Origin of the sequence: Bifidobacterium reuteri DSM 23975, assembly GCF_000741695.1 — a bacterium.
GTDB classification, from domain to species: domain Bacteria; phylum Actinomycetota; class Actinomycetes; order Actinomycetales; family Bifidobacteriaceae; genus Bifidobacterium; species Bifidobacterium reuteri.
Map to the genome: position 1 here is coordinate 18489 of NZ_JGZK01000003.1, position 14276 is coordinate 32764.

Annotated in this window: 10 protein-coding genes and 5 tRNA genes; 6 read left to right on the plus strand and 9 right to left on the minus strand. The window is 60.5% G+C overall.

The genetic code is table 11. The features are described 5' to 3' along the window. Nucleotides 1-50: 50 nt before the first annotated feature. The 5 genes from BREU_RS02845 to BREU_RS02865 form a co-directional block, all read right to left on the minus strand. A tRNA-Gly gene (locus BREU_RS02845) sits at nt 51-126 on the minus strand. A 31-nt stretch (nt 127-157) separates the two neighbouring features. Further along, nucleotides 158-230 (minus strand) — tRNA-Val (locus tag BREU_RS02850). 48 nt (nt 231-278) lie between these two features. Beyond that, nucleotides 279-350, minus strand: a tRNA-Val gene (locus BREU_RS02855). Between the two features lie 40 nt (nt 351-390). After that, nucleotides 391-461 (minus strand) — tRNA-Cys (locus BREU_RS02860). 28 nt (nt 462-489) lie between these two features. Then, a tRNA-Gly gene (locus BREU_RS02865) sits at nt 490-562 on the minus strand. Nucleotides 563-720: 158 nt separating this feature from the next. Here BREU_RS02865 and BREU_RS02870 point away from each other — a divergent pair. After that, nucleotides 721-1554, plus strand: coding sequence for a PAC2 family protein (locus BREU_RS02870; RefSeq protein ID WP_044088214.1), 834 nt, complete (start codon nt 721-723; stop codon nt 1552-1554). 264 nt (nt 1555-1818) lie between these two features. Here the strand turns inward: BREU_RS02870 and uppP are convergent, their stop codons facing one another. Continuing rightward, nucleotides 1819-2703, minus strand: coding sequence for an undecaprenyl-diphosphatase UppP (uppP, locus tag BREU_RS02875; protein ID WP_044088215.1), 885 nt, complete (start codon nt 2701-2703; stop codon nt 1819-1821). 139 nt (nt 2704-2842) lie between these two features. Between uppP and BREU_RS02880 the strand changes: the two genes are divergently transcribed. Further along, nucleotides 2843-3634, plus strand: a complete 792-nt coding sequence (locus BREU_RS02880; protein ID WP_044088216.1) for a fructosamine kinase family protein — start codon at nt 2843-2845, stop codon at nt 3632-3634. A 77-nt stretch (nt 3635-3711) separates the two neighbouring features. Here BREU_RS02880 and dnaJ read toward each other — a convergent pair whose 3' ends face one another. Further along, nucleotides 3712-4857 (minus strand): molecular chaperone DnaJ, encoded by a 1146-nt coding sequence (dnaJ, locus tag BREU_RS02885; RefSeq protein ID WP_044088217.1) that lies wholly within the window; start codon nt 4855-4857, stop codon nt 3712-3714. A 56-nt stretch (nt 4858-4913) separates the two neighbouring features. After that, nucleotides 4914-6038: a heat-inducible transcriptional repressor HrcA gene (gene hrcA / locus BREU_RS02890; RefSeq protein ID WP_044095799.1), complete on the minus strand. Its 1125-nt coding sequence runs from the start codon at nt 6036-6038 to the stop codon at nt 4914-4916. Between the two features lie 382 nt (nt 6039-6420). On the opposite strand from hrcA, the gene tkt reads away from it, so the two are divergent. The 4 genes from tkt (at nt 6421) to BREU_RS02910 (ending at nt 12572) form a co-directional block, all read left to right on the plus strand. Further along, on the plus strand, nt 6421-8529 hold the full coding sequence (gene tkt, locus BREU_RS02895; RefSeq protein WP_044088220.1) for a transketolase: 2109 nt from the start codon (nt 6421-6423) through the stop codon (nt 8527-8529). Between the two features lie 82 nt (nt 8530-8611). Next, on the plus strand, nt 8612-9715 hold the full coding sequence (tal, locus tag BREU_RS02900; RefSeq protein ID WP_044088221.1) for a transaldolase: 1104 nt from the start codon (nt 8612-8614) through the stop codon (nt 9713-9715). 140 nt (nt 9716-9855) lie between these two features. Further along, nucleotides 9856-11250, plus strand: a complete 1395-nt coding sequence (gene brnQ, locus BREU_RS02905) for a branched-chain amino acid transport system II carrier protein (protein WP_162178914.1) — start codon at nt 9856-9858, stop codon at nt 11248-11250. Nucleotides 11251-11456: 206 nt separating this feature from the next. Further along, nucleotides 11457-12572, plus strand: coding sequence for a 5-methyltetrahydropteroyltriglutamate--homocysteine S-methyltransferase (locus tag BREU_RS02910; RefSeq protein WP_044088223.1), 1116 nt, complete (start codon nt 11457-11459; stop codon nt 12570-12572). Nucleotides 12573-12592: 20 nt separating this feature from the next. Here BREU_RS02910 and BREU_RS02915 read toward each other — a convergent pair whose 3' ends face one another. Further along, nucleotides 12593-14161 (minus strand): aminotransferase class I/II-fold pyridoxal phosphate-dependent enzyme, encoded by a 1569-nt coding sequence (locus BREU_RS02915; protein WP_223847878.1) that lies wholly within the window; start codon nt 14159-14161, stop codon nt 12593-12595. Nucleotides 14162-14276: the final 115 nt, after the last annotated feature.

Here is a 14276-nt window from a genome sequence, read left to right on the forward strand (position 1 = left end):
GGGGCGATGGAATGAAAAAGACCTCGATGCAATATCGAGGTCTTATGCAATGGAGCGGACAACGGGACTCGAACCCGCGGTCTCAACCTTGGCAAGGTTGCGCTTTACCAACTAAGCTATGTCCGCATAGAATTCCGCCGTGAGAAGCGGAATTCAGTGGGCGATGTAGGAATCGAACCTACGACCCCTTCGGTGTGAACGAAGTGCGCTAGCCGCTGCGCCAATCGCCCGAAACATTTCGGTATTCAGTTATATATGACGAATCACTTCGCCTTGAGTGGGCGATACAAGATTCGAACTTGTGACCCCTTCCGTGTCAGGGAAGTGCGCTACCTCTGCGCCAACCGCCCGGGTCTTTGGTCAACACATTGGAATAATCCAATGCCTGAGAGGTGGGTACGAGAGTCGAACTCGTCTATACGGCTTTGCAGGCCGCTGCCTAACCGCTTGGCTAACCCACCGTAAGGTCTGTCAACTCATCGGACCTAGAGCGGACAACGGGACTCGAACCCGCGGTCTCAACCTTGGCAAGGTTGCGCTTTACCAACTAAGCTATGTCCGCGATGCTCTCCGCAGTGGTTTCCCCTGCCGAAGCACGAGTGATTACTATACTCACATGCATCGCATTCGTCCAGCCACGGCGTGTCGTCTCTTTCTTGGCGCGCTCGCTTATGGCTGAAGCGCGCTTGCTGTAAGGCTTCAACACGTTACCCTGAAGGTATGAGTGAAGAAGCGCATATGACGGGGCCTGTGCTGATTGCCGCGTTCGAAGGATGGAATGATGCGTGCCAGGCTGCCACGAATGTCATTCGGCATCTTGTCGGCCGATACGAATCACGCGAAGTCCGCCATATCAACTGCGATGGCTATTACGACTATCAGGTGTCGCGTCCGATGATGTGCCACGCTGCGGGTTATGCGAATCTCATATGGCCCCAGACCACGTTCTATGACATCGCTCTGGATGACGTCCGTCATATCTATGCGCAGATCGCGCCGGAGCCTAACTACCGGTGGCGGCAGTATTGCAGTGAGAGTCTTGCCATTGCCGAGGAGCTCGATGTCAATCAGATCATCACGTTGGGGTCGATGTTTTCCGATTGTCCGCATACCAGGCCATTGCCGCTCTCGGTCAGTGATGGGGCTTGCCAATGCGAGGGTGATCGCGAATACAACGGTCCGGTGGGCATCCCCACCGTACTGGATGCGTCTGCTGCCGATCAGGGATTTGCGCATGCTTCGATGTGGGTCTCAATCCCCCAATATCTGGGCAGTGACGAATGCGCCGCAGGGACCATGCGTCTGCTGCGAGCATTGGGCGAGCGTATCGGTTTCTCGTTCGATACCGGTGATTTGCAGGCCAAAGCAGATCATTGGAAGGCCCAGGCGTCGGTGCTGGTCAGGTGCAACGATCAGCTGGGTGACTATGTCAGTCATTTGGAACGTGAATACGATCTCAAATGCAAGGCCGACGATGAGGCCTCGCCGGGAGCGCCTCAGGCAGAACAATTGGTCAAGGAAGCCGAGGACTTCCTCAGGCACATCGGCGATTAGCCGGACGGTGAAGGCCTGTGAGGGCTCGGACATTCGAGGCGTCGGACAATCATAAAGGGCTGTGAGGCTGTCGGCGGTATCAAGGCGGTACCCGTAGCCTGAGCGGTACCCCCAGCCTGAGGCGCGTTGCGTCGTGCATACAGTTGTTTTTTCTGTAAAAAACAAAGGTGTTGCATCTGTATGGACAGTTGCAACACCCTGTGTTCAGGACTGTTCTGATGTGTTACCCGGCATTCCTCACGGGACACAGCGGAACGGCACCGGTTACGCCGCAGCCGCGACCGAGGGGTCGATGGCGGGCAATACGCCGAGCAGCAGCAGAATCGCCACCACGACGGCAAGGCCGATGCGGTAGATCGCAAATGCCTTGTATGAGAAGGTCGATACGAACTTCAGGAAGCCGATGATGACGATGTATCCAAGGACAAAGCAGACGATGGCCGCTACGATGGTCGGCCCCCAGCCGGGGAACAATGCATCGGACTTGTAGTTCTTGAACGCCTTCACCGCCTCAAGCAGACCGGAGCCGAATACCGCGGGGATGGCCATAAGGAAGCTCAGGCGCACCGCGGCCTCACGCTCATAGCCGAGTGCACGACCGACGGTGATGGTACCGCCGGAACGGGAGACGCCGGGAATCAGCGCCAAAGACTGGCCGAGACCGAACAGGAACGCGTCCCGGTAGGTCATATCGGCCATCGTCTTGGACTGGCGTGCGCGCGCATCCACGATCCACAGCAGGATGCCGAAGAGGAACAGTACGGTGACCGTGATCCACAGGTTGCGCAGCGTGGTCTCGATGATGTTCTGCAGTGTGAAACCGAGGATGACGATCGGGATGGAGCCGACGATCACATTCCAGCCCATGGTGGCGTAGTAGTCGCCCTTGCCCATGCGGGATTTGAAATCCTTGCCGTTTCGCCCGAACAGGCAGGCGAACCAATGGGTCAGGATATTGATGATGTCATGGCGGAAATACAGGATGACGGCAAGCTCGGTGCCGATTTGGATGATTGCGGTGAACGCGGCACCGGGGTCGGAGCCAAGCATCAGATCACCGAAGATGCGGATATGGGCGCTGGAGGAGACCGGGAGATACTCGGTCAGCGCCTGAATGATGCCAAGAACTATGGCTTGGAAGAAATTCATAACCCCTCTTGTTTCCTTATCTAGTTATGACGTTGAACACACTACCTAATGGGGTGTAGAACACCGCTAAGAATAAGAAATGTTGACATACATGGCTTCTACAATGGGACTCGACATCAGCATGAGGAAGGGAACCGCGATGGCAACATATCGTAAAAGCAGGCTTTTCGCCCCGCAAGGATTCTTCGAGTGTGAAGGGCGGGGCCTTGAATGGCTGGGCGCCGCTCGTCCGCAGGGAGGCCCCCGTGTGGTTCAGGTATACGGTTGGGGCAAGGATTACCTCGACATCGAGCGGGTGAGCAGCTCCTCCCCGACGGCGAAGGCCGCCTATGATTTCGGTGTGGCTTTGGCTCATATGCATGATGTCGGAGCTCGGTATTTCGGTTCCGCCCCTGATGGCTACGAAGGCACCTGCTATTTCGGACCGCTGCAGGATCCGGTGAAAATGGATACTGGCACGTGGGATGATCCGATCAGCTATTTCGCCGACGGCCGTCTTCGCCCGATGGTGGAGCTGGGCGTCAAGCGCGGTGAGCTTGACCATCGCGATGTGGAATTGACGGAGAGAGTCATTGAGGCCTTGCCGGATCTCATGGGCCGTGCCGCTGACGACAAGCCGGCGCGTGTTCACGGTGACCTGTGGAGCGGCAACGTGATGTGGACGGCCGATTCCGGCCATAGCGAGGCCGTGCTCATCGATCCTGCAGCACATGGCGGCCATCGTGAGGAGGATCTCGCCATGCTCCACTTGTTCGGCATGAGTTACCTTACGCAGATCATGGAAGGGTATCAGTCCGCCCATCCGCTGAAGGCCGGCTGGCAGGAACGTCTGACGCTGTGGCAGCTCTACCCCATCGCCGGTCATTGCGTGTTCTTCGGTGGCGGCTATGTGAGCGAATACCGTTCCATGTGCCGTTCGCTGCTGGGCTGATCGTACAGACCCAGCGAAAACGGAAAAGCCGCTCTCCCCTACTGCCGTAAGGGAAAGCGGCTTATTCCAACGCTTGCTCAGCTGAGTGCGTCCTTCAGCTTGGAGAAGAAGCCTTTCTTCTGGGTGCTGTTCTGCGGGCGTGATGCCTGGGATACATGTGAGGCGCCAGCATCATGGGATGCTGCGAACTGTTCGATGAGACTGCGCTCGTCGTCGCTGAGTTTGGTCGGAACCATGACGTTCACATGTGCGATGAGATCGCCGCGCTCTTCGTTGTTGCGGATATTCGTGACGCCCAATCCCTTGAGCGTCACGGTGTCCTCCGGCTGGCATCCGGCGGGGATGCTCACGGTCTGTTTGCCGTCGAACGTATCGATATCGAGGTCGTGGCCGAGAATCGCCCAACTCATAGGAACCTGAATCCAGCAATGGAGGTCGTCGCCGTCGCGCGTGAATTGTTTGTCCGCTCGGATTCGGATATCGATGTACAAGTCGCCTGCTGCGCCGCCGCCTTCTCCGACCTCGCCTTGATTGGCGAGGCGCAGACGGGCGTTGTCGCTGATGCCGGCGGGGACGGTAACGCCGACATTGCGCGTGGAACGCACGCGTCCATGACCCATGCAGCTCGGGCATGGATTCTTGATGATGGTGCCATGTCCCTCGCAGCGTTCGCACGGCGCGGATGTCATCATCTGACCGAGCATGGTGCGAACGACCTTCTGCATGAATCCTCGACCGTGGCAGTCCGGGCATGTGACCGGCTGGGCGCCTCCCTGGGCTCCTGAGCCGCCGCAATCCTGGCAGAGGGAGAACGTATTGATCTTCACATGGGCGGTGCCGCCGAACACTGCGGTCCTCAAATCGATGGAGGCGGATGCCAGCGCATCCCGCCCCGGCTGGGTGCGTGGCACCGGTCCCTGCGCTCCCCCGCCGAACGCCGAACCGAAGAACGTGGAGAACACATCGTTCATGTCGCCGAATCCGCCGGAGAATCCGCCTGCGCCGGCGTTGGGGTCGTTGGGGTCCACGCCGGAATCATACATTCGTCGCTTATCGGGATTCGACAACACCTCATAGGCGTTGTTCACTTCCTTGAACTTGTCCTCGAACTCGGGCCCCGCGATATCCGGATGGTATTTGCGGCTTAGCTTGCGGTAGGCCTTCTTGATATCAGCATCGCTGGCATTGCGGTCGACGCCTAGGGTTTCGTAATAATCTGCCACTGATATGTTCCTTTTGTGTTCGATTGATCTGCGGGTTATTGTGCCACAGCCCTCGGTCAGTGCGAATGGTGCTGATCGGCTGCAGGCCGGTCTTGTATGCCGTTCTCGGAAATGAACGCCGTGAGGTATCGGGCGACTGCCTTGACGGCCGACATGGTGGCCAGATAATCCATGTGCGTCGGGCCGATCGATCCGACGAAGGCCACTGGCTCACCGGCGTCCGTGGAACTGGACGATGATTCCCCATCCTGTGCGTGGTCGGCCACAGCGTTGCTGTGGCCGTATCCGCTGCTGACCACCGAGGCATGCAGCAATCCAGGAGTATGGCTTTCGGAGCCGATGGCCACGCCGACGCCGGTGGCGTTGGTTTCTTCACTGAGGTTGCTCATCAGCTTCATCAGCACCACCTGCTCTTCAAGCGCGTCAAATAGCGGTGCGAGGTCGGACAGTGAACGCGAGTGCGCCAGATGGGATGCGCCGGACATGTACAGTTCGTTCGCACGTTCGTCCAATGCCATCGAGGCGAAGGCGTCCGCCAGTGCGCACGCCACTTCGTGTACCGTGGAGAATCCGGCTTCCTCAGCAATGGAGCGTACCTTTTCCGCCGCCGACGACAGCGACAGCCCACTGCATTGCTCGTTGACTGTCGAAGAAATCCGATTGATGTCGTCGACAGCCGGCATGGCGGACACGGCAAGGCCATGCTGCGCTACCTGACCCGTATCGGTAATGACCACGGCAAGCAGCGTTGTCATTGCGACAGGGACCATTTCCACATGCCGAAGCGTCGCCTTGGCGAGCGAAGGGGATGCCACTACGGCGACCTGACCTGTGATCTCCGACAGCAGCCGGGCGGCTCGTTGCAGCGCGTCCTTCAGGCTGACGGAGCCGGAGAGGAAACTGTTGATACCTCTTCGCTGCGCCTCGCTGAGAGGCACTACCGTGGCCAGTCGATCCACGAAATACCGGTACCCCTTTTCCGTGGGCACGCGGCCCGCGGAGGTATGGGGCTGGATGAGATACCCCTCATCTTCAAGCCCCGCCATGTCGTTCCTTATGGTGGCGGAGCTGACGCCGAGATCATGGTCCCTGGTCAATGAGGTGGACCCCACCGGTTCCTGGGAGCGAATGTAATCCTCGACCACGGCGCGCAGTACCAGCATGCGTCTAGATTGCGCCATGCGCGCCTCCTTATATATACGACAATTCACCGATTGTTCATGTAGTGGTACGTCCCTACGTTGTCCATCGACCAAAGCAACGACACGCGGAGGGACTTCCGGCACCTATCGGCGTGTCTTGCAAGCTATACGCCGCAATGGCAACGGCAAACGCGCCTGTACCTATTGTATTAGCACTCATGAGTTTCGAGTGCTAACGCGTTCGTCGGGAGCGAAGCGATGTGAATTGTGAACGCTAACAGCACACAAACTACCAAAACACGCCAAATATGCACCACAAACGTCGTCTTGCGACGCTAGCATGGAAAACGCAATGTGAGGGCGTCATGCGCCCGGCACAAGCCGGATACGCGGCCCGACCAATTGGAAGGAAAGTAAATCCATGACCGAATTCAAGGAGACCGAGCTCGACGAGCGTGCCATCAAGATGGCAAAGGTCCTTTCGGCTGACGCGGTTGAGAAGGCTGGTTCCGGCCACCCCGGTTCCCCCATCTCCCTGGCGCCTGTTGCCTACACCCTGTACCAGCACTTCATCAAGCATGATCCCAACGATCCCAACTGGGAAGGCCGCGATCGCTTCATTCTTTCCGGCGGCCACGCCTCCCTCACCCAGTACGTCCAGCTGTACTTCTCCGGCTACGGTGTGACCCTGGACGACCTCAAGCACTTCCGCGGCGGTGCTGACACCCGCACCCCGGGCCACCCCGAGTACGGCCTGACCCCGGGCATCGAAATGACCACCGGCCCGCTGGGCCAGGGCTTCGCCTCCGCCATCGGCTTCGCCTACGGCGAGCGTTTCCAGCGCGGCCTGCTCGACCCGGAGACCCCGAAGGAAGACTCCCCGTTCTACCACAAGATCTGGGCCATCTGCGGCGAGGGTGACATCGAGGAAGGCATCTCCGGCGAGGCCGCCGCTCTGGCCGCCAACCAGAAGCTCGGCAACCTGACCGTGATCTTCGACGCCAACCGCATTCAGATCGAAGGCGACACCAATCTGGTGCTGGCCGAGGACGTGCTCAAGCGCTTCCAGGCCTACGGCTGGTACACCGACGAATTCAGCTTCATCCAGCCCGATGGCTCCTACAAGGAGGACATCGAAGGCCTGGCCGACGTGATCGCCAAGGCCGAGGCCGCCGCTCCGGACCAGCCGAAGCTCATCAAGGTCCACTCCCTGATCGCATGGCCGACCCCGGGCAAGACCAACGATCCGTCCTCCCACGGCTCCAAGCTGGGCGCCGAGGCCGTCGCCGGCCTCAAGAAGATCCTCGGCTACGACCCGGAGGAATCCTTCCACGTCGACGAGGAAGCTCTCGCCCACGCCCGCAAGGTCGCCGAGCGCGGCCTCGAGGCCCACAAGGAATGGGACGAGAAGTTCGACGCTTGGCGCAAGGCCTACCCGGACAAGGCCGCCCTGTACGACCGCATCAAGGCCGGCAAGCTGCCTGAGGACTTCGACAAGGCCATCGACGATCTCGAGGCCACCTTCGAGGTCGGCAAGGGTGTCGCCACCCGTGGCGCCTCTGGTTCCGTGCTCAACGCCATCGCCGCTGTCATGCCTGAGCTCTGGGGCGGCTCCGCCGACCTCGGTGGCTCCAACAAGACCGATCTCAAGGGCGCCGCCACCTTCGCTCCGGCCGAGTGCGCCACCGTTCAGTGGCCGAACTGCAACGAGTTCGGTCGCCAGCTGCACTTCGGCGTGCGCGAGTTCACCATGGGCTGCATCACCAACGGCATCCTGCTGGGCTCCCACACCCGTCCGTTCGGCGGCACCTTCTTCATGTTCTCCGACTACGAGCGCTCCGCCGTCCGTCTGGCCGCACTCATGGAGATCCCGAACCTGTACGTGTGGACCCACGACTCCGTGGCCGTGGGCGAAGACGGCCCGACCCACCAGCCGGTCGAGCACCTCGCCTCCTTCCGCGCCATCCCGCAGCTCGAGGTCATCCGTCCTGCCGATGCCTTCGAGACCGCTGAGGCCTACCGTTACTTCTTCGAGAAGAAGAACACGCTGCCGGGCGCCATGGTGCTGACCCGTCAGGGTGTGCCGACCCTCGCCGAGACCGCCGCCAAGGCCAAGGAAGGCGTCAAGAAGGGCGCTTACGTGCTCGTCGACACCGAAGGCACCCCGGACGTCATCCTCATGGCTTCCGGCTCCGAGGTCCAGTGGGCCGTCTCCGCCGCCAAGACCCTGGCTGAGAAGAACATCAAGGCCCGCGTGGTCTCCGTTCCTTCCATGGAATGGTTCGAGGAGCAGGACGCCGAGTACAAGGAGGCCGTGCTTCCGGCCGCCGTCAAGGCCCGTGTCTCCGTCGAGGCCGGCGTTGCGATGCCGTGGTACAAGTACCTCGGCTCCTACGGCAAGCCCGTCTCCATCGAGCAGTTCGGCCTGCAGGGCAACGGCGCACAGAACATGATCGACCTCGGCATCACCGCCGAGCACGTGGTCGAAGCCGCCGAGGCATCTCTGGCCGAAGTCGCCGCCGCCAAGTGATCATCTGATCATCACCAGATAATTCAACAAACTGTTGGCTTCCCTCGTTACGAGGGAAGCCTCAAACAAGGAGAAAAACAATATGACTGAAGCAACTCAGCGCACGTCCGACAACGGCGTTTCCATCTGGCTGGACGACCTGTCCCGCTCCCGCATCGAGTCCGGCTCCCTGCAGGACCTCATCGCCAACAAGAACGTTGTCGGTGTGACCACTAACCCGTCCATCTTCCAGAAGGCCCTGAGCCAGGTCGGCCCGTACGACGAGCAGCTCAAGGAGCTCGGCAAGGTCGACGTCGAGACCGCCGTGCGTGAGCTCACCACCACCGATGTGCGCAACGCCACCGACATCTTCCGCGAGATCGCCGAGGCCACCGACTTCGTCGACGGCCGTGTCTCCATCGAGGTCGACCCGCGTCTGGCCCACGAGACCGAAGCCACCGAGAAGCAGGCTGTTGAGCTCTGGGAGAAGGTCAACCGCCCGAACGCCATGATCAAGATCCCGGCGACCCTCGAAGGCCTGCCGGCCATCACCGCCACCCTGGCCAAGGGCATCTCCGTGAACGTCACCCTAATCTTCTCGCTGGAGCGCTACGAGCAGGTCATCGACGCCTACATCGAGGGCATCGCCCAGGCCGCTGCCAACGGCCACGACCTCAAGCACATCGGCTCCGTCGCTTCCTTCTTCGTCTCCCGCGTGGACACCGCCGTGGACAAGCTGCTGGAAGCCAACGGCTCCGACGAGGCCAAGGCCCTCGAGGGCAAGGCCGCCGTGGCCAACGCCCGTCTGGCCTACGAGCTGTTCGAGAAGAAGTTCGCCGAGGATCCGCGTTGGGCCGACCTGGCTGCCAAGGGCGCCAAGGTCCAGCGTCCGCTGTGGGCCTCCACCGGCACCAAGAACCCGGCTTACTCCGACTGCAAGTACGTGGACGAGCTGGTTGCCAAGCACATCGTCAACACCATGCCGGAGAAGACCCTGAACGCCCTGGCCGACCACGGCAACGGCGCTCCGTCCATCGAGGGCACCTACGAGGAGTCCCACGCCATCATCAACAAGCTGGCTGAGCTGGGCATCAACCTCAAGGATGTCACCGACAAGCTGGAGGCCGACGGTGTCGCCGCCTTCATCAAGTCCTGGGATTCCGTGCTCGCCGACGTGCAGTCCGGCATCGACCGTGTGAACGCCTGAGATTCCTTCAGTTGCGCATCGCGTGTCCATATATCGGCTGAATAGCTGAACCATTGAGGCTCCCGACCCACGGTCGGGAGCCTCAATGCGTATGGTGGAGTGCGCACGAATCACAAACACGCGAGAAGAGGATGTCCGCCATGCAATCGAACGCACGCCAGTTGAATACACGCCGTCTGGATGTACGCCAGCGGTTGGCGATGACCTTCACATTCTTTTCGATGTTCTTCGGGGCTGGAAACCTGATTTTCCCGCCGTTCGTGGGCGCTCAGGCCGGTTCCGCCGCGGTGCCCGCGGCCATCGGGTTCATAGTCTCGGCAGTGGGCCTGCCGATTCTTGGCGTGATGGCGGTGACGTTCGCTGGAGGCTTCGACAAACTGGCCATCCGCGTCTCCCCCAGGTTCGCACTGTTCCTGGGAGTCGCCATCATCCTGACCATCGGCCCGTGCTTCGCCATCCCCCGCACAGCCACCACCTCATTCGAGATGATGGTCGCCCCGTTCACGCCGAACGGTTCCGTTTGGATTGCACGACTCATCTACTCGTTCGTGTTCTTCGCACTGGCGTTCGCCTTCGCCCAGCATCCCGAAAAGCTCTCCAAAGTACTGGGCCGTTTCATGGGCCCGCTGCTGCTCGTCCTTATCGCCGCCCTGTTCGTGTCCTGCCTGGTGCATGGCATCGGCACACCGGCCAAGCCGATGGGCGACTATGCGTCCAATCAGCTGGCTCGCGGCTTCCTCGACGGCTATCAGACCATGGATCTGCTGGCCGCCCTGTACTTCGGCATCGTGATCTCGGCGAACATCCGCGCGCAGCAGGTGGACGACGAGGTGCAGGTGCAACGCGAGACGGCGTTCGCGGGCCTCGGCACCGGCGTGCTGCTGGTGCTGATCTATGGCGCACTCGCCTATGTGGGCGTGGTCTCCGGTGCAATTGCCTCAATCGATCCCGCGACGGACACGGGCGCCACGGTGCTCACCAACCTCACGTCCTCGGTGTTCGGCGCGGCGCACGGTGTTCCTCGGTCTGGTGTTCGTCATCGCATGCCTGAATGTGTGCACTGGCTGATTTGCACATGCGCCACCTATTTCCATGCGAAGTTCCCCACCGTCGCCGGCCGGAAGGTGAGCTACCGCACCTGGCAGGTGCTGTTCACCGTGTTCAGCTTCGTGGTGTCGAACGCCGGACTGAGCGCGATCATCAAGGTGTCCGTGCCAGTGCTCTCCGCCCTGTATCCGATGGCCATCGTGCTGGTGCTACTGGCCCTGACCCATCATGTGTTCGGTGAACGCTTCCCGCGCGTGTACTTCTGGACCGTTCTGCTGGTCGGCATTGTGGCGGTACTGGGCTGTATCGAATCGTTGGTGCAGGTGTTCGGCGGCTCGCTGCCGTGGCTCGCTGCAGTATTGGGACTGTTGCCGCTGCAGTCCTATCAGCTCGGCTGGCTGGTCCCGGCTGCTCTAGGTATTGCGATCGGCGTGATTGATTCGTTCGTCCGTGGTGCCGCCGACGGACGGGTTCACGGTCGGGCCTAACGTTCGGCAGTCAGGTTGGTGGAATGGTCGGGATTGTTGGTGAGATGAACGAAGGCACACCGCGGAGTATTCGGGTAAGGTACGTCACATATGCCGTTTCATATGACGCTGTCACGAGGGCGATCGTCGGAGCGGCTGACTGGAACGAACGAGCCGGATTCTGATGGGTCTGGTTCATACCAACAGTTCAAAGGAGACGAACGACTATGACCTATGCGAAGAACGCGCCGTTCCGTGCGGATGTGGTGGGCAGCTATCTACGTCCCGCCGAGCTCAAGGCCGCCCGCGCCGACTTCGAGGCGGGCCGCATCGACGCCGATGCGTTGAAGTCCGTGGAGGACAAGGCCATCGTGGATCTGGTGGCCAAGCAGAAGGCGGCGGGACTGCATGCGATCACGGATGGCGAGTTCCGTCGTGCCTATTGGCATCTTGATTTCATGTGGAATCTGCAGGGTGTCAAGCGCGGCACGGCTCCCATCCAGTTCAAGGGCTCCGATGGCACGGCCGTGGTCGAGGCGGCCGGAGTGGACGGCGAGATCAGCGGCGAACACCACCCATTCGTGGAGCATTACCGGTTCGTCAAGGCGCTCGAGGATGACAACACCCGCGCCAAGCAGACCGTCCCCTCCCCCGCGCAGACGCTGTTCGTGCTGCAGCAGGGCATCGCCGAGGACGCGAACAACCCGTACAAGGACAATGACGCTCTGGCCGAGGCGATTGCCAACGCCTACATCCAGGTGGCTCATGACCTGTACGAAGCGGGCTGCCGCACGCTGCAGTTCGATGACTGCACATGGGGCGCGTTCGTGTCCGAGGACTTCAAGGACACCGTGTTCGGCGTCGACGCCAAGACCGTGCAGCGCCAGTATGCGGCGGTGAACAACGCGGTGATCGCCGCAGTGCCGGACGACATGGTGGTCACCACGCATATCTGCCGCGGCAACTATCAGTCGCAGTGGTTCTCCGCCGGCGGATACGGCCAAGTGGCGGATGTGCTGTTCGGCGAGGAGAACGTGGCCGCCTACTATCTGGAGTTCGACGACGACCGTTCCGGTGACTTCGAACCCCTTGCCAAGGTCTCAGACGGCAAGCAGGTGGTGCTTGGCCTCATCACGTCGAAGAAGCCGGAGCTCGAGGACCCCGAGACCATCAAGGCCCGCATCGCCGAGGCGGCGCAGTATGTGCCGCTGGAGCGCCTGTGCCTGTCCACGCAGTGCGGGTTCGCCTCCACCGAGGAAGGCAACCATCTGACCGAAGACCAGCAGTGGGCCAAGATCGCTCTGGCCCGTTCCATAGCCGAAGAGGTGTGGGCGGATCGCTGACCGGTTGCGCATGAACGGTTTCATGCCTGCCAGTAGTAGCTGAAGAAGTCGGCGATCTTGTTGGTGGCGTCCTTGAGCACCTCGATACGAGGCAGATAGACGATGCGGAAATGATCGGGTTCGCCCCAGTTGAATCCACCGCCGCGGGTGATCAGGATACGCTCGTCGTGAAGCAGGTCGAGGGCGAACTGTTCGTCGTCGCGGATATTGAACTTCTTGACGTCGATCTTCGGGAAGATGTAGAACGCGGCCTTCGGTTTGACGGCGGTCAGACCGGGGATCGCGTTAATGGCGTTGTAGATGAATTCGCGTTGCTCATACAGTCGTCCCCCGGGCACGATGTAGTCATTGACGCTCTGGTGTCCGCCAAGTGCCGTCTGCACGATGGATTGTGCGGGAACATTGGAGCAGATGCGCATGTTGGCCAGCATATTGAGGCCTTCGATATAGTCCTTGGCGATGCGCTTGTTGCCGGACAGCACCATCCATCCGACGCGGTAGCCGGCGATCATATGGGACTTGGACAGGCCCGAGAACGTGACGCAGAACAGGTCCGGCGCAAGCGAGGCGATGGAGATGTGCTTCAGTCCGTCCATGACCAAGCGGTCGTAGATCTCATCGGAGAAGATCATCAGCTGATGCTCGCGCGCGATATCCACGATCTGCTGGAGCACTTCCTTCGGATACAGTGCGCCGGTGGGGTTGTTCGGATTGATGAGCACGATGGCAACCGTACGGTCGGTGATCTTGACGCGGATGTCGTCGATGTCCGGATACCATTCGGACTGCTCGTCGCATACGTAATGCACGGCGGTGCCGCCGGCAAGGTTCACGCAGGCGGTCCACAGCGGATAATCCGGGCTCGGGATGAGCACCTCGTCACCGTCATCCAACAGCGCGGACATGCACAGGTTGATGAGCTCGCTGACGCCGTTGCCGGTGTAGATGTCGTCGATGGTCACGTTCGGCAGGTTCTTGAGCTGCGCGTACTGCATGATGGCCTTGCGCGCAGAGAACAGGCCCTTGGACGGAGAGTAGCCTTCGGTGTCGGTCAGCTGATGCGCCATGTCGTAGACGACCTCGTCCGGTGTGCGGAAGCCGAACGGCGCGGGGTTGCCGATGTTCAATTTGAGGATGTGGGTGCCGTCCGCCTCCATGCGTGCCGCCTCGTCCACCACAGGTCCGCGCACATCGTAGAGCACGTTGTCAAGCTTGTGGGATTTGCCGAATGTGCGTCGACGGCCGGCCGGAATCTCGGATTCCGACGGAGTTGCAGGATTGGATGGCATGGGCGTGGCCGAGTCGCTATGGCTGTCTGCATCTGAAGCGGCCGTCACCGGTTGCGCCGATCCAACGATGTCGGGCGTGCTGGATGCGCCGCGCAGCCAGTTGACGTCCACGTCCAGTTCATTGGCCAGAAACTCCAGTACGTCCTCACGGGGCATGGTCTTTCCCGCCACATACTGGCTGATGTGGCTTTTGCCCATTTTCACGGCTTGGCGCTCCGCGGCATGAACCAGGTCGATCTGTTTCAATCCCCTACTGGTCATCGCATTGCGAAGACGCTCTGCAAACACCGATACGCTCATCATGCCTCCAAACCTGAGTTCAATTTATATTGAACAACGGTTCAAAGCATACGCCCGGTTCAAAATAAGTTCAATTCCTAGTGTGTTCCATTGAACATACGGGAATCGCGGTATG

Coding starts and splice junctions, on each gene's coding strand:
- brnQ (WP_162178914.1), top strand. CDS start 9,856: ATGCAATCGAACGCACGCCAGTTGAATACACGCCGTCTGGATGTACGC.
- BREU_RS02915 (WP_223847878.1), bottom strand. CDS start 14,161: ATGAGCGTATCGGTGTTTGCAGAGCGTCTTCGCAATGCGATGACCAGT.
- BREU_RS02870 (WP_044088214.1), top strand. CDS start 721: ATGAGTGAAGAAGCGCATATGACGGGGCCTGTGCTGATTGCCGCGTTC.
- uppP (WP_044088215.1), bottom strand. CDS start 2,703: ATGAATTTCTTCCAAGCCATAGTTCTTGGCATCATTCAGGCGCTGACC.
- BREU_RS02910 (WP_044088223.1), top strand. CDS start 11,457: ATGACCTATGCGAAGAACGCGCCGTTCCGTGCGGATGTGGTGGGCAGC.
- hrcA (WP_044095799.1), bottom strand. CDS start 6,038: ATGGCGCAATCTAGACGCATGCTGGTACTGCGCGCCGTGGTCGAGGAT.
- BREU_RS02880 (WP_044088216.1), top strand. CDS start 2,843: ATGGCAACATATCGTAAAAGCAGGCTTTTCGCCCCGCAAGGATTCTTC.
- tal (WP_044088221.1), top strand. CDS start 8,612: ATGACTGAAGCAACTCAGCGCACGTCCGACAACGGCGTTTCCATCTGG.
- tkt (WP_044088220.1), top strand. CDS start 6,421: ATGACCGAATTCAAGGAGACCGAGCTCGACGAGCGTGCCATCAAGATG.